The organism is Stenotrophomonas sp. (assembly GCF_059505245.1).
Genome location: NZ_JCACKF010000050.1, coordinates 142,425 through 156,813 on the forward strand (window position 1 = coordinate 142,425; position 14,389 = coordinate 156,813).

Annotated in this window: 14 protein-coding genes and 1 tRNA gene; 11 read left to right on the plus strand and 4 right to left on the minus strand. The window is 65.4% G+C overall.

The annotated features are described in order from the left end of the window. Positions 1-4: 4 nt before the first annotated feature. The 8 genes from acpP to AC5JLE_RS19895 all read left to right on the plus strand — a co-directional run bounded on the left by acpP (position 5) and on the right by AC5JLE_RS19895 (position 6,518). Entirely contained in the window at positions 5-244 is a 240-nt protein-coding gene (gene acpP, locus AC5JLE_RS19860; RefSeq protein ID WP_005415509.1) for an acyl carrier protein, read from the plus strand. A gap of 143 nt (positions 245-387) precedes the next feature. After that, positions 388-1,650 carry a beta-ketoacyl-ACP synthase II gene (gene fabF, locus AC5JLE_RS19865; RefSeq protein ID WP_496065568.1) on the plus strand — a complete coding sequence of 421 codons (1,263 nt, stop codon included), beginning with the start codon at positions 388-390 and terminating at the stop codon, positions 1,648-1,650. 92 nt (positions 1,651-1,742) lie between these two features. Next, the gene (locus AC5JLE_RS19870; RefSeq protein ID WP_164166523.1) at positions 1,743-3,107 is read left to right on the plus strand and encodes an aminodeoxychorismate synthase component I; all 1,365 of its coding nucleotides are present in this window, start codon (positions 1,743-1,745) and stop codon (positions 3,105-3,107) included. Between the two features lie 192 nt (positions 3,108-3,299). Continuing rightward, a complete protein-coding gene (gene mltG, locus AC5JLE_RS19875) occupies positions 3,300-4,361 on the plus strand; it encodes an endolytic transglycosylase MltG (RefSeq protein WP_014646191.1) in 1,062 nt (353 codons plus the stop codon). Further along, entirely contained in the window at positions 4,358-5,023 is a 666-nt protein-coding gene (gene tmk / locus AC5JLE_RS19880) for a dTMP kinase (RefSeq protein WP_496065569.1), read from the plus strand. Before mltG ends, tmk begins: the two co-directional genes overlap by 4 nt. Further along, positions 5,020-5,976: a DNA polymerase III subunit delta' gene (locus AC5JLE_RS19885; protein ID WP_496065570.1), complete on the plus strand. Its 957-nt coding sequence runs from the start codon at positions 5,020-5,022 to the stop codon at positions 5,974-5,976. Before tmk ends, AC5JLE_RS19885 begins: the two co-directional genes overlap by 4 nt. Beyond that, entirely contained in the window at positions 5,973-6,326 is a 354-nt protein-coding gene (locus tag AC5JLE_RS19890; RefSeq protein ID WP_005412452.1) for a PilZ domain-containing protein, read from the plus strand. The genes AC5JLE_RS19885 and AC5JLE_RS19890 overlap by 4 nt, the downstream gene beginning before the upstream one ends. A gap of 117 nt (positions 6,327-6,443) precedes the next feature. Next, a tRNA-Val gene (locus AC5JLE_RS19895) sits at positions 6,444-6,518 on the plus strand. 595 nt (positions 6,519-7,113) lie between these two features. On the opposite strand, the gene AC5JLE_RS19900 is transcribed toward AC5JLE_RS19895, so the two are convergent. After that, positions 7,114-8,160 carry an RHS repeat-associated core domain-containing protein gene (locus AC5JLE_RS19900; protein WP_080281850.1) on the minus strand — a complete coding sequence of 349 codons (1,047 nt, stop codon included), beginning with the start codon at positions 8,158-8,160 and terminating at the stop codon, positions 7,114-7,116. A 199-nt stretch (positions 8,161-8,359) separates the two neighbouring features. Next, a complete protein-coding gene (locus AC5JLE_RS19905) occupies positions 8,360-8,788 on the minus strand; it encodes a hypothetical protein (RefSeq protein ID WP_014646194.1) in 429 nt (142 codons plus the stop codon). Positions 8,789-9,353: 565 nt separating this feature from the next. On the opposite strand from AC5JLE_RS19905, the gene AC5JLE_RS19910 reads away from it, so the two are divergent. Then, the gene (locus tag AC5JLE_RS19910) at positions 9,354-9,734 is read left to right on the plus strand and encodes a tautomerase family protein (protein ID WP_496065571.1); all 381 of its coding nucleotides are present in this window, start codon (positions 9,354-9,356) and stop codon (positions 9,732-9,734) included. Between the two features lie 34 nt (positions 9,735-9,768). On the opposite strand, the gene AC5JLE_RS19915 is transcribed toward AC5JLE_RS19910, so the two are convergent. Further along, positions 9,769-10,866 (minus strand): XVIPCD domain-containing protein, encoded by a 1,098-nt coding sequence (locus tag AC5JLE_RS19915; protein ID WP_496065572.1) that lies wholly within the window; start codon positions 10,864-10,866, stop codon positions 9,769-9,771. Between the two features lie 32 nt (positions 10,867-10,898). Further along, positions 10,899-11,480, minus strand: coding sequence for a hypothetical protein (locus tag AC5JLE_RS19920; protein ID WP_049404899.1), 582 nt, complete (start codon positions 11,478-11,480; stop codon positions 10,899-10,901). Between the two features lie 244 nt (positions 11,481-11,724). Here AC5JLE_RS19920 and AC5JLE_RS19925 point away from each other — a divergent pair, with 244 nt between their 5' ends. Together AC5JLE_RS19925 and AC5JLE_RS19930 are read left to right on the plus strand one after the other, a co-directional pair. Next, on the plus strand, positions 11,725-12,120 hold the full coding sequence (locus tag AC5JLE_RS19925; protein WP_134966205.1) for a DUF2946 family protein: 396 nt from the start codon (positions 11,725-11,727) through the stop codon (positions 12,118-12,120). Between the two features lie 129 nt (positions 12,121-12,249). Further along, positions 12,250-14,388 carry a TonB-dependent receptor gene (locus AC5JLE_RS19930; RefSeq protein WP_262216570.1) on the plus strand — a complete coding sequence of 713 codons (2,139 nt, stop codon included), beginning with the start codon at positions 12,250-12,252 and terminating at the stop codon, positions 14,386-14,388. Position 14,389 lies beyond the last annotated feature (1 nt).

Sequence of the window (14,389 nt, forward strand, 5' to 3'; positions counted from 1 at the left end):
TCCCATGAGCACCATCGAAGAACGCGTCAAGAAAATCGTCGTCGAACAGCTTGGCGTCAAGGAAGAAGAAGTCACCAACAGCGCATCGTTCGTCGATGACCTGGGCGCTGACTCGCTGGACACCGTCGAGCTGGTGATGGCCCTGGAAGAAGAATTCGAGTGCGAGATCCCGGACGAAGAAGCCGAGAAGATCAGCACCGTGCAGGCCGCCATCGACTACATCAAGGCCCACGTCAAGGCCTGATGTCAGACGGCAGTGCGCGCGCGGGCCCACGCTCGCCGCGCACCGCACCCCATGGGGCCGCAGTTGCGGCCCCGTGTGTTTGAGCATCACACCGAAGCAAACCGAGTTGCCCGTTGAAATCAGCCGGGTCAGGAGAATCAGCAATGAAGCGTCGCGTCGTCGTAACCGGCCTGGGTATCGTCTCGCCGTTGGGCAATGATCTGGCCAGCAGCTGGGAAGGCATCACCCACGGTCGTTCGGGCATCGGTCCGCTGACCAACGTTGCGGATGCCTATCTGGATCGGTTCACCACCAAGATTGCAGGTGAGGTCAAGGGATTCGACATCACCGCCGACAATGAACTGTTCGGCAAATTCCGGGTCAGCGGCAAGGATGCCAAGAAGATGGACCCGTTCATCCATTACGGCCTCGGTGCCTCGTTCATGGCCCTGCACGACTCGGGCCTGGAGGTCACCGACGCCAATGCCGAGCGCATCGGCGCCATCGTCGGCGCCGGCATCGGCGGCCTGCTCGGCATCGAAGAGCAGACCATCGAGTTCCACGAGGGCAAGAAGATCTCGCCCTTCTACGTGCCCAAGACCATCATCAACATGCTGCCGGGCCAGCTGAGCATCATCACCGGCCTGAAGGGCCCGTCGTTCTCGGCGGTGTCGGCCTGCGCGACCTCGAACCATTCGATCGGTACCGCGATGCGCATGATCCAGTACGGCGACGCCGACGTGATGGTGGTTGGCGGTGCCGAACGTGGCTCGTCGCCGACCGCACTGGGTGGCTTCTGCGCGATGAAGGCCATGAGTACCCGCAACGACGCCCCGGAACAGGCCTCCCGCCCATGGGACAAGGACCGTGACGGCTTCGTGCTGGGCGACGGCGCCGGCATCCTGATCCTGGAAGAGTACGAGCACGCCAAGGCACGTGGCGCGAAGATCTACTGCGAACTGGCCGGCTTCGGCGCCAGCTCCGACGCGTACCACATGACCGCACCGAGCGAGAACGGCGAAGGCGCCGCGCGCTGCATGGCCATGGCCATGAAGGACGCGGGCGTGAGCCCGGAACAGGTGGGCTACCTCAACGCGCACGGTACCTCCACGCCGCTGGGCGACCTGGGCGAGACCATGGCGATGAAGACCGCTTTCGGCGACCACGCCTACAAGATGATGGTCAGCTCCACCAAGTCGATGACCGGCCACCTGCTGGGTGCTGCCGGCGGCGTGGAAGCGATCTTCTCGGTGATGGCACTGCAGGACAACGTCATCCCGCCGACCATCAACCTGCAGCAGCCGGGCGAAGGCTGCGACCTGGACTACGTGCCCAACGAAGCGCGCCAGGCCAAGGTGGACGTGGTGATGTCCAATGGCTTCGGCTTCGGCGGCACCAACGGCACGCTGATCTTCAAGCGCGTCTGACCGAGTTGTAGCGTCGGGCCATGCTCGACGCCGCGTTCTACGGAGCCGCCGCAAGGCGGCTTCCGTGCATCTGAACCCCCGAACTGGCCGCCATGACCCACGCACCGCTGATCCACCCGCTGCCGCACCCGATCGATCTGCTGGCCCTGCAGCAGCATGACCCGGCGCGCTTCCCGCTGCTGATGGAATCCACTGCTTCGGGCACCGCCCAGGGCCGCTGGAGCCTGCTGCTGGCCACGCAGGGCGACTGCCTGCGGCTGGATGCCGATGGCCAGGTGCGCGACCAGCACGACGCGGTGCACGCCGGCAGCTTCCTGCAGGTGCTGGACCGTGCCTGGCAGCGCGAACGCCTGCCGCATGACGGCAGCCACAGCCTGCCGTTCCGCGGCGGCTGGGCGTTGATGCTCGATTACGAAGTGGCCAGCCAGATCGAACCGGTGCTGCCGGCGCGTGCGCGCGAGGACGGCCGCCCGACCGCGCTGGCGCTGCGCTGCCCGGCCGCGGTGCTGCATGACCATCACAACGGCGCCAGCTTCGTCATCGCCGAGGCCGGCGAGCAGGCGTTGCTGGATGCGCTGGTGGCACTGGCCTCGGCCGCGCTGCCCGAGGCCGGGCAGGGCTGGCAGCCGCCGCAGGCGGTGGGCGAGGATGCGCCGCAACGTTTCACCGACGGTGTGCGCCGGGTAATCGAGTACCTGCGTGCCGGCGATGTGTTCCAGGTGAACCTGTCGCGGCGCTGGAGCGCGCAGTTTGCCGCGCCGGTCAGCCCGCAGGCGCTGTACGCGCAGCTGCGCCGCGCCAACCCGGCACCGTTCGCCGGCCTGTTCAGCGCGCACGGCCGCCATGTGGTCAGTTCCTCGCCGGAGCGGCTGGTGTCGGTGCATGCCGGCCACGCGCAGACCCGTCCGATTGCCGGCACGCGTCCGCGCTTCGAGGGGGACGATGATGCCGCGCGCATCCAGGAGCTGGTCGGCCACCCCAAGGAGCGTGCCGAGCACGTGATGCTGATCGACCTGGAGCGCAACGACCTGGGCCGCATCTGCCTGCCCGGCACCGTGGTGGTCGATGAGCTGATGACGGTGGAGAGCTACGCGCATGTGCACCACATCGTCAGCAACGTCAGCGGCCACCTGCGCCCCGATGTGACCCCGGGCGAGGTGATCGCCGCGACCTTCCCGGGCGGCACCATCACCGGCTGCCCCAAGGTGCGCTGCATGCAGATCATCAGCGAGCTGGAGCAGGTGCCGCGCGGCGCCTACACCGGCGCGTTCGGCTGGCTGAACCGCGATGGCGACCTGGACCTGAACATCCTGATCCGCACCGCCGAAGTGGATGGCCACCAGGTCAGCTTCCGCACAGGCGCCGGCATCGTGGTCGATTCGGACCCGGACAAGGAACTGGACGAGACCCGCGCCAAGGCCCGCGGCCTGCTGCGCGCGCTCGGCCAGCAGGGCTGATCCGGTCGGGGTCGGATCCCTTGCGCACCGCGCGAGGGCTCTGACCCCCGCAGTCATGCCGCCGGGCGTTCATCCACGCATGGCGTGGATCTACTGATCGACCGTTGGCCGGCACGCAGGCGCCACCCCGGTCATGACCCCAATCCACCGGCACGGTATCCTGCACGACGGAATCGAGTTCAGAGGTAGTCCATGGCGGGAGCCAAGCGCGGGTGTCTGTTCGTGGTAACGCTGGTGGTGGTGCTGGCCGCCGTCGTGGCCGGCGCGGGCGCGTGGTTCTTCTACCAGCAGACCCGGTTCGCCGATGCCCCGATCACCCCGACCGCCGAGAGCGTGGTCATCGCCAGCGGCGATGGCATGAACAGCGTGCTGCGCAAGCTGCGCGACGCCGGCGTGGACGAGGGCCAGGACACCCAGTGGCAGCTGTTGGCGCGGCAGCTTGATGCGGCCGGCAAGCTGAAGGTGGGCGAGTACGCGCTCGGTGGCGAGCTGACCCCGCGCGAGCTGCTGCTGCGCATGCGCGCCGGCAAGGTGCTGCAGCACCGCGTCACCATTGTCGAGGGCTGGAACATCCGCCAGCTGCGTGCCGCACTCAAGCGCGCCGAGCCGCTGCTGCACACCACCGACAACCTGGATGACGCCGCGTTGATGCAGCGCCTTGGCTTCGGTGGCCAGCACCCGGAAGGCCGCTTCCTGCCGGAGACCTACGTTTACCAGCGCGGCGACAGTGATCTGGACGTGCTCAAGCGCGCCCACGCCGCAATGGAAAAGGCGCTGGACGAAGCCTGGGAAAGCCGCGCGCCGGACCTGCCGATCAACACGCCCTACGAACTGCTGACGCTGGCGTCGATCATCGAGAAGGAAACCGCGCTGGCCAGCGAGCGCCCGCAGATCGCCGGCGTGTTCATGCGCCGCCTGAAGATCGGCATGCGCCTGCAGACCGACCCGACCGTGATCTACGGCATCGGTGCCGCGTATGACGGCAACATCCGCCGCCGCGACCTGACCACCGATACGCCGTACAACACCTATACCCGTGCGGGCCTGACCCCGACCCCGATCGCCATGCCCAGTCGCGACGCGCTGATGGCCGCGGCGCAGCCGGCCGCCGGTGATGCGCTGTACTTCGTCGCCGTGGGCGACGGCAGCGGCGCGCACGTGTTCTCGCCCAGCCTGGACCAGCACAACGCCGCCGTAGCCCGCTACCTGCAGCAGCTGCGCCAGCAACGTACCCAGGAGACCCCGGCGCAATGAGTCCCGCGCTGCTTCGCCACCCGCGTTTCGTCAGCCTGGAAGGCGGCGAGGGCGCAGGCAAGACCACCGCCATCAATGCCATCCGTGACTGCCTGCGCCGCCACGGCCACGAGGTGGTACTGACCCGCGAGCCGGGCGGTACGCCGCTGGCCGAGCGCATCCGCGGCCTGCTGCTGAAGCCCGATGCCGAGATCGCCGCCGAACCGCTCAGCGCCGAAGCCGAGCTGCTGCTGGTATTCGCCGCGCGCGCGCAGCATGTGCACCAGGTGATCCGGCCGGCGCTGCAGCGCGGTGCCTATGTGCTGAGCGACCGCTTCACCGATTCCAGCTACGCCTACCAGGGCGGTGGCCGCGGGCTTGACCCGCAGTGGATTGCCGACCTGGAGCGCCGCGCGGTCGGCCTGCTGCCAGGGCTGACCCTGCTGCTGGACGTGGACGTGGCCGTCGGCCGCGCGCGCGCCAACGGTCGCGACCTGTGGCCGGACCGCATCGAGAGCGAGCAGGACGATTTCTTCCAGCGCGTGCGCGCCGTGTTCCGCAGCCGCGCACAGCAGGACCCGCAGCGCTTCGCGCTGATCGACGCCGGCCAGGTGCAGGAACGCGTGGCCGCCGATGTGGTCGCACATGTCGAGCGTTGGCTGCAGGACGGGGAGGGCGCATGAGCACGTTTTCGCCGTGGCAGCAGCGTGCGTTCGACCAGACCGTGGCCGCGCTCGATGCGGGTCGCCTCGGTCATGGCCTGCTGATCTGCGGCCCGGCCGGGCTGGGCAAGCGCGAGGTAGCGCTGGCGCTGGCCGACCACGTGCTGGCGCAGGGTGATGCAACGCACGCCACGCGTACGCGCCAGCTGATCGCCGCCAGCACCCATCCGGACCTGCAGCTGGTCAGCTTCATTCCGAACAAGAGCGGCGACAAGCTGCGTACCGAGATCGTCATCGAGCAGGTGCGCGAGATCACCGACAAGCTGGCGCTGACCCCGCAGTACGGCGTGGCGCAGGTGGTGATCGTCGATCCGGCCGATGCGATCAACCGCTCGGCGGCCAATGCGCTGCTGAAGACCCTGGAAGAGCCGCAGCCCGGCCGCTACCTTTGGCTGATCAGCAGCGACCCGGCACGCCTGCCGCAGACCATCCGCAGCCGTTGCCAGCGACTGGAATTCAAGCTGCCGCCGCAGCACGAAGCACTGGCCTGGCTGCAGCAGCTGGGCCACAGTGAAGCATCGGCGCGCGAAGCGCTGGAGGCCGCCCGCGGCCATCCCGGCCAGGCCGACAACTGGCTGCGCGAAGACGGCCTGAGCCTGCGCCGCGAAGTCGGTCGAGATCTGGAACAGCTGGCCGCCGGCAAGACCGGCGCGGTGGAGCTGGTGCAGAAGTGGTGTGGTGATGACAACGCGGCGCTGCGCCTGCGCTTCGCTGCCGACCTGGCGCTGGCCCAGGCCAGCACCGATGCCTTGACCACGCCGGAGCGATTGCACAAGCTTGCAGCCTGGTTCGATGCGGCCAACCGCACCCGCGACCTGCTGCGCACCACGGTGCGTGCAGACCTTGCGGTGGTCGAGTTGCTGCTGGCCTGGAACAAGGTGAACGAGCGGCCTGCCGCAAGGGGAAATCGATGAGTGCCAGCAACGCCCGCCAGGGCATCCTGTCCCTGGCTGTGAAGGACAAAGCCGCGCTGTACAGCGCGTACATGCCGTTCGTGAAGAATGGCGGCATCTTCGTGCCCACGCCCAAGCGCTACTTCCTGGGCGACGAGGTGTTCCTGCTGCTGACGCTGCCCGATTCCAGCGAGCGCCTGCCGGTGGCCGGCAAGGTGATCTGGGTGACCCCGGCCGGCGCGCAGGGCAACCGCACCGCCGGCATCGGCGTGCAGCTGGCCGACGGTGCCGAAGGCGAGGGCGTGCGCCACAAGATCGAGACCCTGCTGGCCGGGCTGACCGGTTCGGACAAACCGACCCATACGATGTGATTCCGGTAGCGTCGGGTCATGCCCGGCTGCGTGCCCCGAAATGCCCGTGAACACGACTGTGAAAAACTGTTGACGGCCTCTGAAAAGCCCCTATAATGAGCGGCTCAGCAACACACCGGGCGGTTAGCTCAGCGGTAGAGCATTGCCTTCACACGGCAAGGGTCACAGGTTCGATCCCTGTACCGCCCACCAAATAGTAGACCTGACTTTTCAGGTGTTATGAAGAAGCCGGCTTTCAGCCGGCTTTTTCGTATGCGCAGAGTAAGTGCATGGAGGTCGTGTCGGCTCCAAGTAACCGGTGACTCGCCGTCAGATGGATATGGGACTCTACTAGCTTACCCTGGCCCGCTTTGACTTTTTCCCTAGCGAAAAGGCTTGTGCGTACATAGTCAAGCAGGTCTCTGCGTTCGATTACCCGCTCCACTATCAACTGTACGCTTTCGTACTCGAAACCCTTCGTGAACTCCACTATCCGTGTCCTTGCAAGTCGATGGTCGAAGTTCGAGGACGTCTGGATGACCGATTTTAGGTTCAGCGCTTTTCGATTCTCATTCGATTGTTGAGCGCAGCCCGACTTCAGAGGCCGATCATCGCCGATTGCGATACCGTCGTCGCTTTACTAGCTCAAATGCAGATATGGCAGCAAAGAAAACTGCATACGCCGCCCACAATCTGAATGATGCGCGAAAGGGATGCGGATTTCCTGATTGAATCGCAATGAAGTAGAGGGCGCCAAGAACGAGAATGCCCCCGGCTTGGTATGCGAGAAAGCCACGTAGTACTGGATTCACTTCTTCTTCTCCATCGTCTTTTGTGCCGCATCTACGGCGGCTCCGGCGGTGCTCTGCCCTAGCTGTGATGCTCCCGCTTGTGTGATCGACTGACGAGGAATTGCGACTCCTGTTGATGCGGTGGTGGAGGCGATGTTCGGGGCGCCGGGAGATGCGGAGCTGCTCAGCCTATTCAGAGCGCCTTTGGCGGCTGGTCCCGCGAAGTCGCCTGCTGCAGCTGCAACACCGGAACCTGCCAGACCACCAACAGCGCCTCCGGTCGCTGCCGTGAGCACTCCACCAGCGGAAATCGGCTCTCCCTTGAGGGCGCTCTCTGCGGCGGCACCGGCGCCGCCAGTGACGAAATTCGCCGCTGCTTGAATGGCAACGGCTCGGCCGACAGAAATCACTCCAGACTCCACGGCTGCGACAGCGATACCGCCCACGCCGCCTGAGACCGAACCCACCCCTGCTGCTATCAATGCCTGCGTCTGATCGATTGGTTTATCCGGATTCATCAGCTTCTGGATGGCAATATTGGACAGGCCCCCCGCTATCGCGCCATAGATGAATGGCAGGGCTGGATTTCGCCCATCTGGATCAGTGAATTTGTACGGATTCCCGTTGGCATACCGATAGCGATTGAACTGGCCTACAGGCTGGTCATACGCTGAGACCGGGTCCACTGAGAGGAAGACTCCCAGCTCCGGATCCATGTATCGCTGTTGCATGTAGCTCAAGCCCGTAGTCGAGTCGCTCACATGCCCTGTGTATCCGGGTCCGTCGGTGACCTGTCCTCCTACCAGGGTCCCATAGGGCTCGTAGTCATAACGCTTTATCACGTTGCCGTTGGCGTCGCTCTCAGCAACAAGGGAGCCAAGGGCGTCGGTATGAATGTAGGTAACCGTCTCCGGACCTGCAGCGTTCGCGGATGGAGGCAGGCCAAGCCCAATTGGCAGCGCAATGTGTAGCCAAGTACTTGCTGCAACCAGTGTTCGGAGACGAACTCCAACCCTTGATGCGCAGGCGGATTCATCGCCCGCGTTCCTTTTGAATGTATGCATCCTTTCTTTCCCCGAAAGCGCTGTCCAAGATGACTTGACTAGGCAGTATGACCGTGGCGTTCGTGCACCGATCCGAGTGGATCATATACCGCAATGGCCGCCTTCGCTGGGTAGAAGAGCCGCGTCCATCCCTGTGCCACCTACCATGTTGCAGAACAAAAAGGGCCTCCAGCAATGGGCCATCTTTGCTGCGCGTGCATCAGCCAGGTCTTCCTGCCGCGAATCCCATGGCATGGCCTAGCCCATCCTGTGCAGCGCGCGCGATCTGGCGTGCGGCAACGATCAATCCGTCCCGATGGAAGTCACCGAGTTGATCCTGCGGATCGCCATCCAGGCGCGCACGTTCGGCGGCATGCAGTAGATCCAGTACGGCATTCAAAGCGGCCAGCGAGCGGTCGAGCGAGCCGAAGCCTGTGGCGCTGAGTGTCTGCGGGGTACATGCGCGCCCGGCTTGGTCATCACCGGCGCGGATGGCATCGAGGCAGGAAAGGAACGTTGGGCGCGAAGGCGGCAGCAGTCGCTCCGCTAGAGCGCATTCGATCTCACGCGCAAGGTCTTCGGGCACGTCGGCTGCGACGTCGCCGATAAGCGCGTGCAGGCGGGGATGGATGGCGGTTCGGTTGGTCATGGCGAAACCCTCACTGGCGTAGGGCCACCTTCTGGAGTGAAGGTGGCGGACGGTGCGGGTTGGCGTGCCAAGGCAAACAAGCTTCAAGGGAGAAGAACGCCTGGCGGATCTTGCGATCCCCACGCACCGCCCGCCATTGAGGGCAGTCGGTGCATTCTCTCAACTGCGATTTCTCTCGCAGTCCTTGAAGCCTGTTCGTTTATTCGAGACGCCAATCCCGGCCAAGGCGTCTTGCCTCGGCGCGGCGATCTTCAAGCCGGGCCATCACATCAGTCTGTAAGGAAAGTTCTCAACTGGCCCTAGGCAGGCCAGACGTTTTCCGATGTGTGCCGTCGGACACCTGCGAGTAGTGCGGCCCATCACTGATGGCGCACATCGCCGCCCCTGCCGACCGTGCACGAGACGACTCCAGAGCGGCGCCGCCACGGCAATCGCGTCACCCTGCGCGGCGAGGCGGGACCATGCCACGCATGGAGCCAGAGGGTTCCATCCCTGCGCTGTCCCGCCGCCCCGGGCAGGCGTAGTCTCAGCCCGTTGCCGTGCCCATCCACTCTGGAGTGCCACCATGCCGCTCGCCCGCATCGATCTTCGCAAAGGTAAATCCGCCGACTACCTGCAACGCGTCGGCGAAACCATCTACCAGGCCATGCGCGCGGTGGGGGTGCCGGAAAATGATCGCTTCCAGATCTTCCAGGAACACGCGCCCGGCACGCTGATCCACGACCCCGGCTACCTGGGCGTGGATCGCACCGACGACTTCATCTGCATCCAGATCACCTGGAACGAAGGGCGCACGCTGGAGCAGAAGAAGGCGTTGTACCTGGGCATTGCCGATGGCCTGCATGCGGCGGTGGGTATCCGCCGCGAGGATGTGTTCATCAACCTGGTGGAGGTGAAGAAGGAGAACTGGTCGTTTGGCAATGGCGTGGCGCAGTACGTGAGTTGATGCGGGAACGGTGTCTGCGCCTGATGCGGCTGGGTCAGGCCATGCGCGGCGACGCCTGCTGTTGTGCCTGTTGCTCGTCCTGCGCCAGCCGGCTTGCGTCGCGGGATTGCTGCTGCACGTTGGCCTGCTGATACAGCGTATCCGCGTCGCCCTGCTGCGTATCGAGCAGGGACAGGCGCTGGCGATTGGCGGCAGGGTCCGGCGAGGCGGTGTCGCCGCTGCGATGCAGGAATACGTAGCCGGGTGCCTCGGCGGTGCTGTTTGAACTGAATGCCACCTGCAGCGTGTCCTTTTCGCTGAAGCCGGCCTGCACTGCCGCGTGGGTCAGATGGCCGGCCAGGCGTTCATGCTCCTGTCCGGGGGGCAGTCCCTGCTGTTCGCTGGCCTGGGCGAGTGCGGTACGCACTTTCTGGTCCAAGGCATGAAGGCTGTGCCCCGGTGCGCGCGCGTCCGCAGCCAGACGCTCGCCCAAGGGGCCATCAATGCCATCGGTTTCGCTGAGCAGTCGCTGCTTCAAGCTGCGCTCGGGCAGGGGATGGGTGATGGTGCGGTTGAGTTCGCTGTTGGGGAAGGGCGGTTCAATGCTGTCCACGCCATGGATGTTGCGCAGGGGGCGGTAACCGTCCTTGCCCTGTGACTGGATGCCCAGCGGAATGCGGACATCGGGCAGCAACTGGCCGACGGGGCCGCCGATGCTGTTCACGTCCAGGCTGTGCTTGCGCTGGATGCCGGCATGATTCAATGCGTCCCAGGTGAAGTCCACGCAGTTGTGGCGCACGTCGGCGTAGTGCTTGCTGAAGCCGTGCGCCACTGGATCGTCGCCGAACGCCTTGAGCTTGTTGTACTGGGCTTCGGTGATTTCGATGGTACGGACATGGGCGGGGTCCTTATAGACTTTCACGTCGTCTCTGACGATGCGCCCGGGACCATTCATGCTGCCATGCTCGACGGGTGCGAAGCCGAAACTCTGCGCCGCTTTACCTGGAGCGTGCAGAACATAGAACATGTGGCCAGGCCCGGAAGTATCAGGAGTGCCATCGGGCGTCAGCTGCTGCTTTCCCGAATCGGGATCGAGCAGTGGGGTGCCGGGTGCGGCAATGACAATGTCCAGGCTGTAGCGGGGCTTGTTCATGGAAACTCCTTCGTTCCTTCGAATGAATGGTGTCACTTCCCTGCAGGACGCGAGGCGTGCACGACTAGCCTTGCCGAATAGTCTTGCAGTCCTGATATGGCATGGACCGTTTGAATCTGCAGCCGGTATCTGCTGTCGAGCTCCAGCGGCAGCGCTGTCACGTTCAGGAGGTAGCTGCCGTCGCTGCCTGATGCGAGCGAGGCATAGCGCCAGCTCTCAGAGTGGTGCCACGAGGGGAGCGGCTCAACACCGTTGCGCGCGCGTGCCTGATAGCTGTCCTGTGTTGCAATCTCCTGCCAGGTAGTGCCTTCCCGACGCTGCAGGGATACTTCGAATGGGATGTTGATACTTGCTATATCGGGCGTGCCCGTTGTAGCTGGACTTCGCCGCTGCAGCTCCAGTTCCACCGCATAAGTGCGGTAGCTGGCAAAATTGCGCGCCGTGGTTTCGAACTCGAACTGCACCTGCTGGCCGGGCGCGTCCACGGCGATGGGCTGTGAGAGTTCCAGCGGCTCTGGCGGTGGGGGCGGCCCGTTGTCGGCGCAGGCGACAAGCAGCAGCCCGGACAGACCAAGCAGGCCGATGCGCAGGCGGGGCTTGATGGGGATGGTCATGCAGGTTCCTCTGGCTCCTTGCCGTGGCCTCTGAACCCTAACGTTCGCGATACGGGGCCTGCAAGCACGGGGAGCCCGGGAGCGTCACGCGGCGCGTTCACACGTCGCAGCCAACAGGGACTGCGTCACCGTGTCGCAGGGGCCAAACCCTGAACGGGGTCCAAGGTTGGCTATGGCCCCGTAGAATGGCGGCGTGCGCCATTCTGTTCTCCACCGCCGGTTCCAGGCCCTGGCATGGCTTGCCATGCTGCTGGTGCTGCTCGCCCCGCTGGTGAGCCGCTGGCTGGCGCATGGCCACGTGGCTGCCGCTGCGCCGGTGGCGGCCATGGACCACGCAATGCACGCAGAGCACGCGCTGCACGCGATGGAAGGGCACCACGACCATCACGCAATGGCCATGCCGCACGGCGGGGCCACGAAGAAGCCGCCCGCCGATCCACATGCCGATCATGAGATGGGTGTGGACTGCGATTACTGCCTGATCGCTGCACGGCTGATCACCCTGCTGGTGGCGGCCGTGCTGCTGTTGGCGCCGATGGCACCGGTGTGCCGCGCGCTGCGCGGTGCGGTGCAGACGTTGCCGCAACGGATCAGCGGCACGTTGGGAGCGCGTGGGCCGCCGGCCTTGATGGCCGCCTGAGCCGCACGCGCGCTGCATTGAACGTTCTTCCATGAGGTTGCCGGCCACGGCCGGTGCCCGCACGCGCGTGTCTGTCCCTTTCTGATTGCTGCCCTGCCATTGCGGGGTGGCCTTGCATGCCGTGAAAAAATGAAAACGAACCCCAACTCCGCGCGCCTGCGCCGGGCGACGCTGCCTGTCCTGTGCGCGTTGCTCCTGCACACCGCCCCCGTACTTGCCGCTGACGCGGCTCCACCGACCACGCTGGATACCGTGCGGGTGGTCGATACCCGCAGCGGTGAACTGTCGTCCACCGCCAGCGCGGGCTCTGCGTTGGGCCTGAGCGTGCTGCAGACACCGGCCAGCCTGACGGTGATTTCGCGCGAGCAGCTGGAGCAACGCGGCGACAGCAACCTCAACGATGCGATCAGCCGGGCGGGTGCGATCAGTGCCATGCCGCATCCGGGCAATGGCCTGAGTGCGCTGTCCAGCCGCGGCTTCACCGACGGTGCCTCGGTGATGCGGCTGTACGATGGGCTGCGCCAGTACGGCGGCGTGGGCATCACGTTCCCGTTCGATACCTGGTCGATCGAGCGCATCGAAGTGCTGCGCGGCCCGGCCTCGGTGATCCATGGCGACGGGGCGATCGGCGGCGTGATCAACATCGTGCCGAAGAAGCCCACGCGCGGCGCCATCGAGAACCAGATCAGCATGACCGTGGGCAGCGAGGACACCGCGCGGCTGGGCTTCGGCAGTGGTGGCGCGCTGACGCCTGAGCTGGCCTATCGGGTTGATGTGAGCGGCAACTACAGCGGTGGCTGGGTTGATCGTGGACGCAACAGCGACGCGACATTCTCCGGTGCGTTGCTGTGGCAGCCACGTGCGGACCTGCAGCTGATGCTCACCCATGCGCAGGGCTACCAGCAACCGATGCGCTACTTCGGCACGCCGCTGGTCGAGGGCCGCCAGCTGGAGGCGCTGCGCCACCGCAACTACAACGTGGACGACAGCGAGATCCGCTTCCGCGACCGCTGGACCCAGCTCGACGCGCTGTGGACACCGAACGCGAACGTGGAATGGCGAACCCGCGTCTACCAGATCGACAGCCAGCGTGATTGGCGCAATGCCGAGGCCTATGTCTACAACCGCGCTACCGGCCTGATTGATCGCTCGGGCAATACCGAGATCACCCACAACCAGGACCAGACCGGACTGACCTCGACGCTGCGCGTGCTGGGCAATGTGGGCGGTTGGGCGAACAGCTTCGCGGTGGGCCTGGATGCCAACCGCGCGCACTTCAAGCACACCAACAACACCTATGCCGGCAGCTCGGGCCCGGTCGATCCGTTCGATCCTGTCCCGGGCCAGTTCGCCAGCGACGCGCCGAACCTGCCGCGCTACCGCAACCGTGCCGAGCAGTACGCGCTGTTCGTGGAAGACCGGCTGGCGCTGAGCGAGCGCTGGTCGGTGCTGGGTGGCCTGCGCCACGACCGCGCGCGCATCGATCGCACCGATCTGATCAGTGGCCAGAATGCGTTCTCGAAGACCTACAGCAGCACAGGCTGGCGTGCGGGTACGGTACTCGCGCTGCAGCCGACGCTGAGCCTGTATGCGCAGTATTCGCAGGCGGCGGACCCGGTCAGTGGCCTGCTGATGATCAGCCCGGCCAACGGCGCCTTTGACCTGGCCAAGGGCCGGCAGATCGAGGTTGGCCTGAAGCAGGCCTTCGACGGTGGCGAGTGGACGCTGGCGGCGTATCGCATCCGCAAGACCGGGCTGCTCAGCCGCGATCCGCTGGTGCCGGATCGCCGGGTGCAGGTGGGCGCGCAGACCTCGCGCGGTATTGAAGCGTCGTTGAACTGGAACTTCGCGCCGCGCTGGTCGCTCGATGCCAACGCGACGGTGCTGAAGGCCGAATTCGAGGACTTCCTGGAAACCACGGGTTCGCCGGCGGTGTTGGTGTCGCGCGACGGCAACGTGCCGCCGAACGTGGCCGAGCGCCTGGCCAGTATGTGGTTGAGCTGGCAGTTCGCGCCGGACTGGAGCGCGGCGGGTGGCGTTCGCTATGTCGGCAAGCGCTACGCCGATAATGCCAACACGCTGGAGTTGCCCGGTTACAGCACCACCGACCTCGCCCTGACCTGGCAGGCGGCACCGCACACGCGGCTGTCCGCGCGATTGTTCAACGTGTTCGACAAGGGGTACTACGCCACCGCGTACTACACCAGTACGCAGTGGTTGCTGGGTGCGGACCGGCGCGTCGAATTCACCGTCGACCATCGCTTCTGAG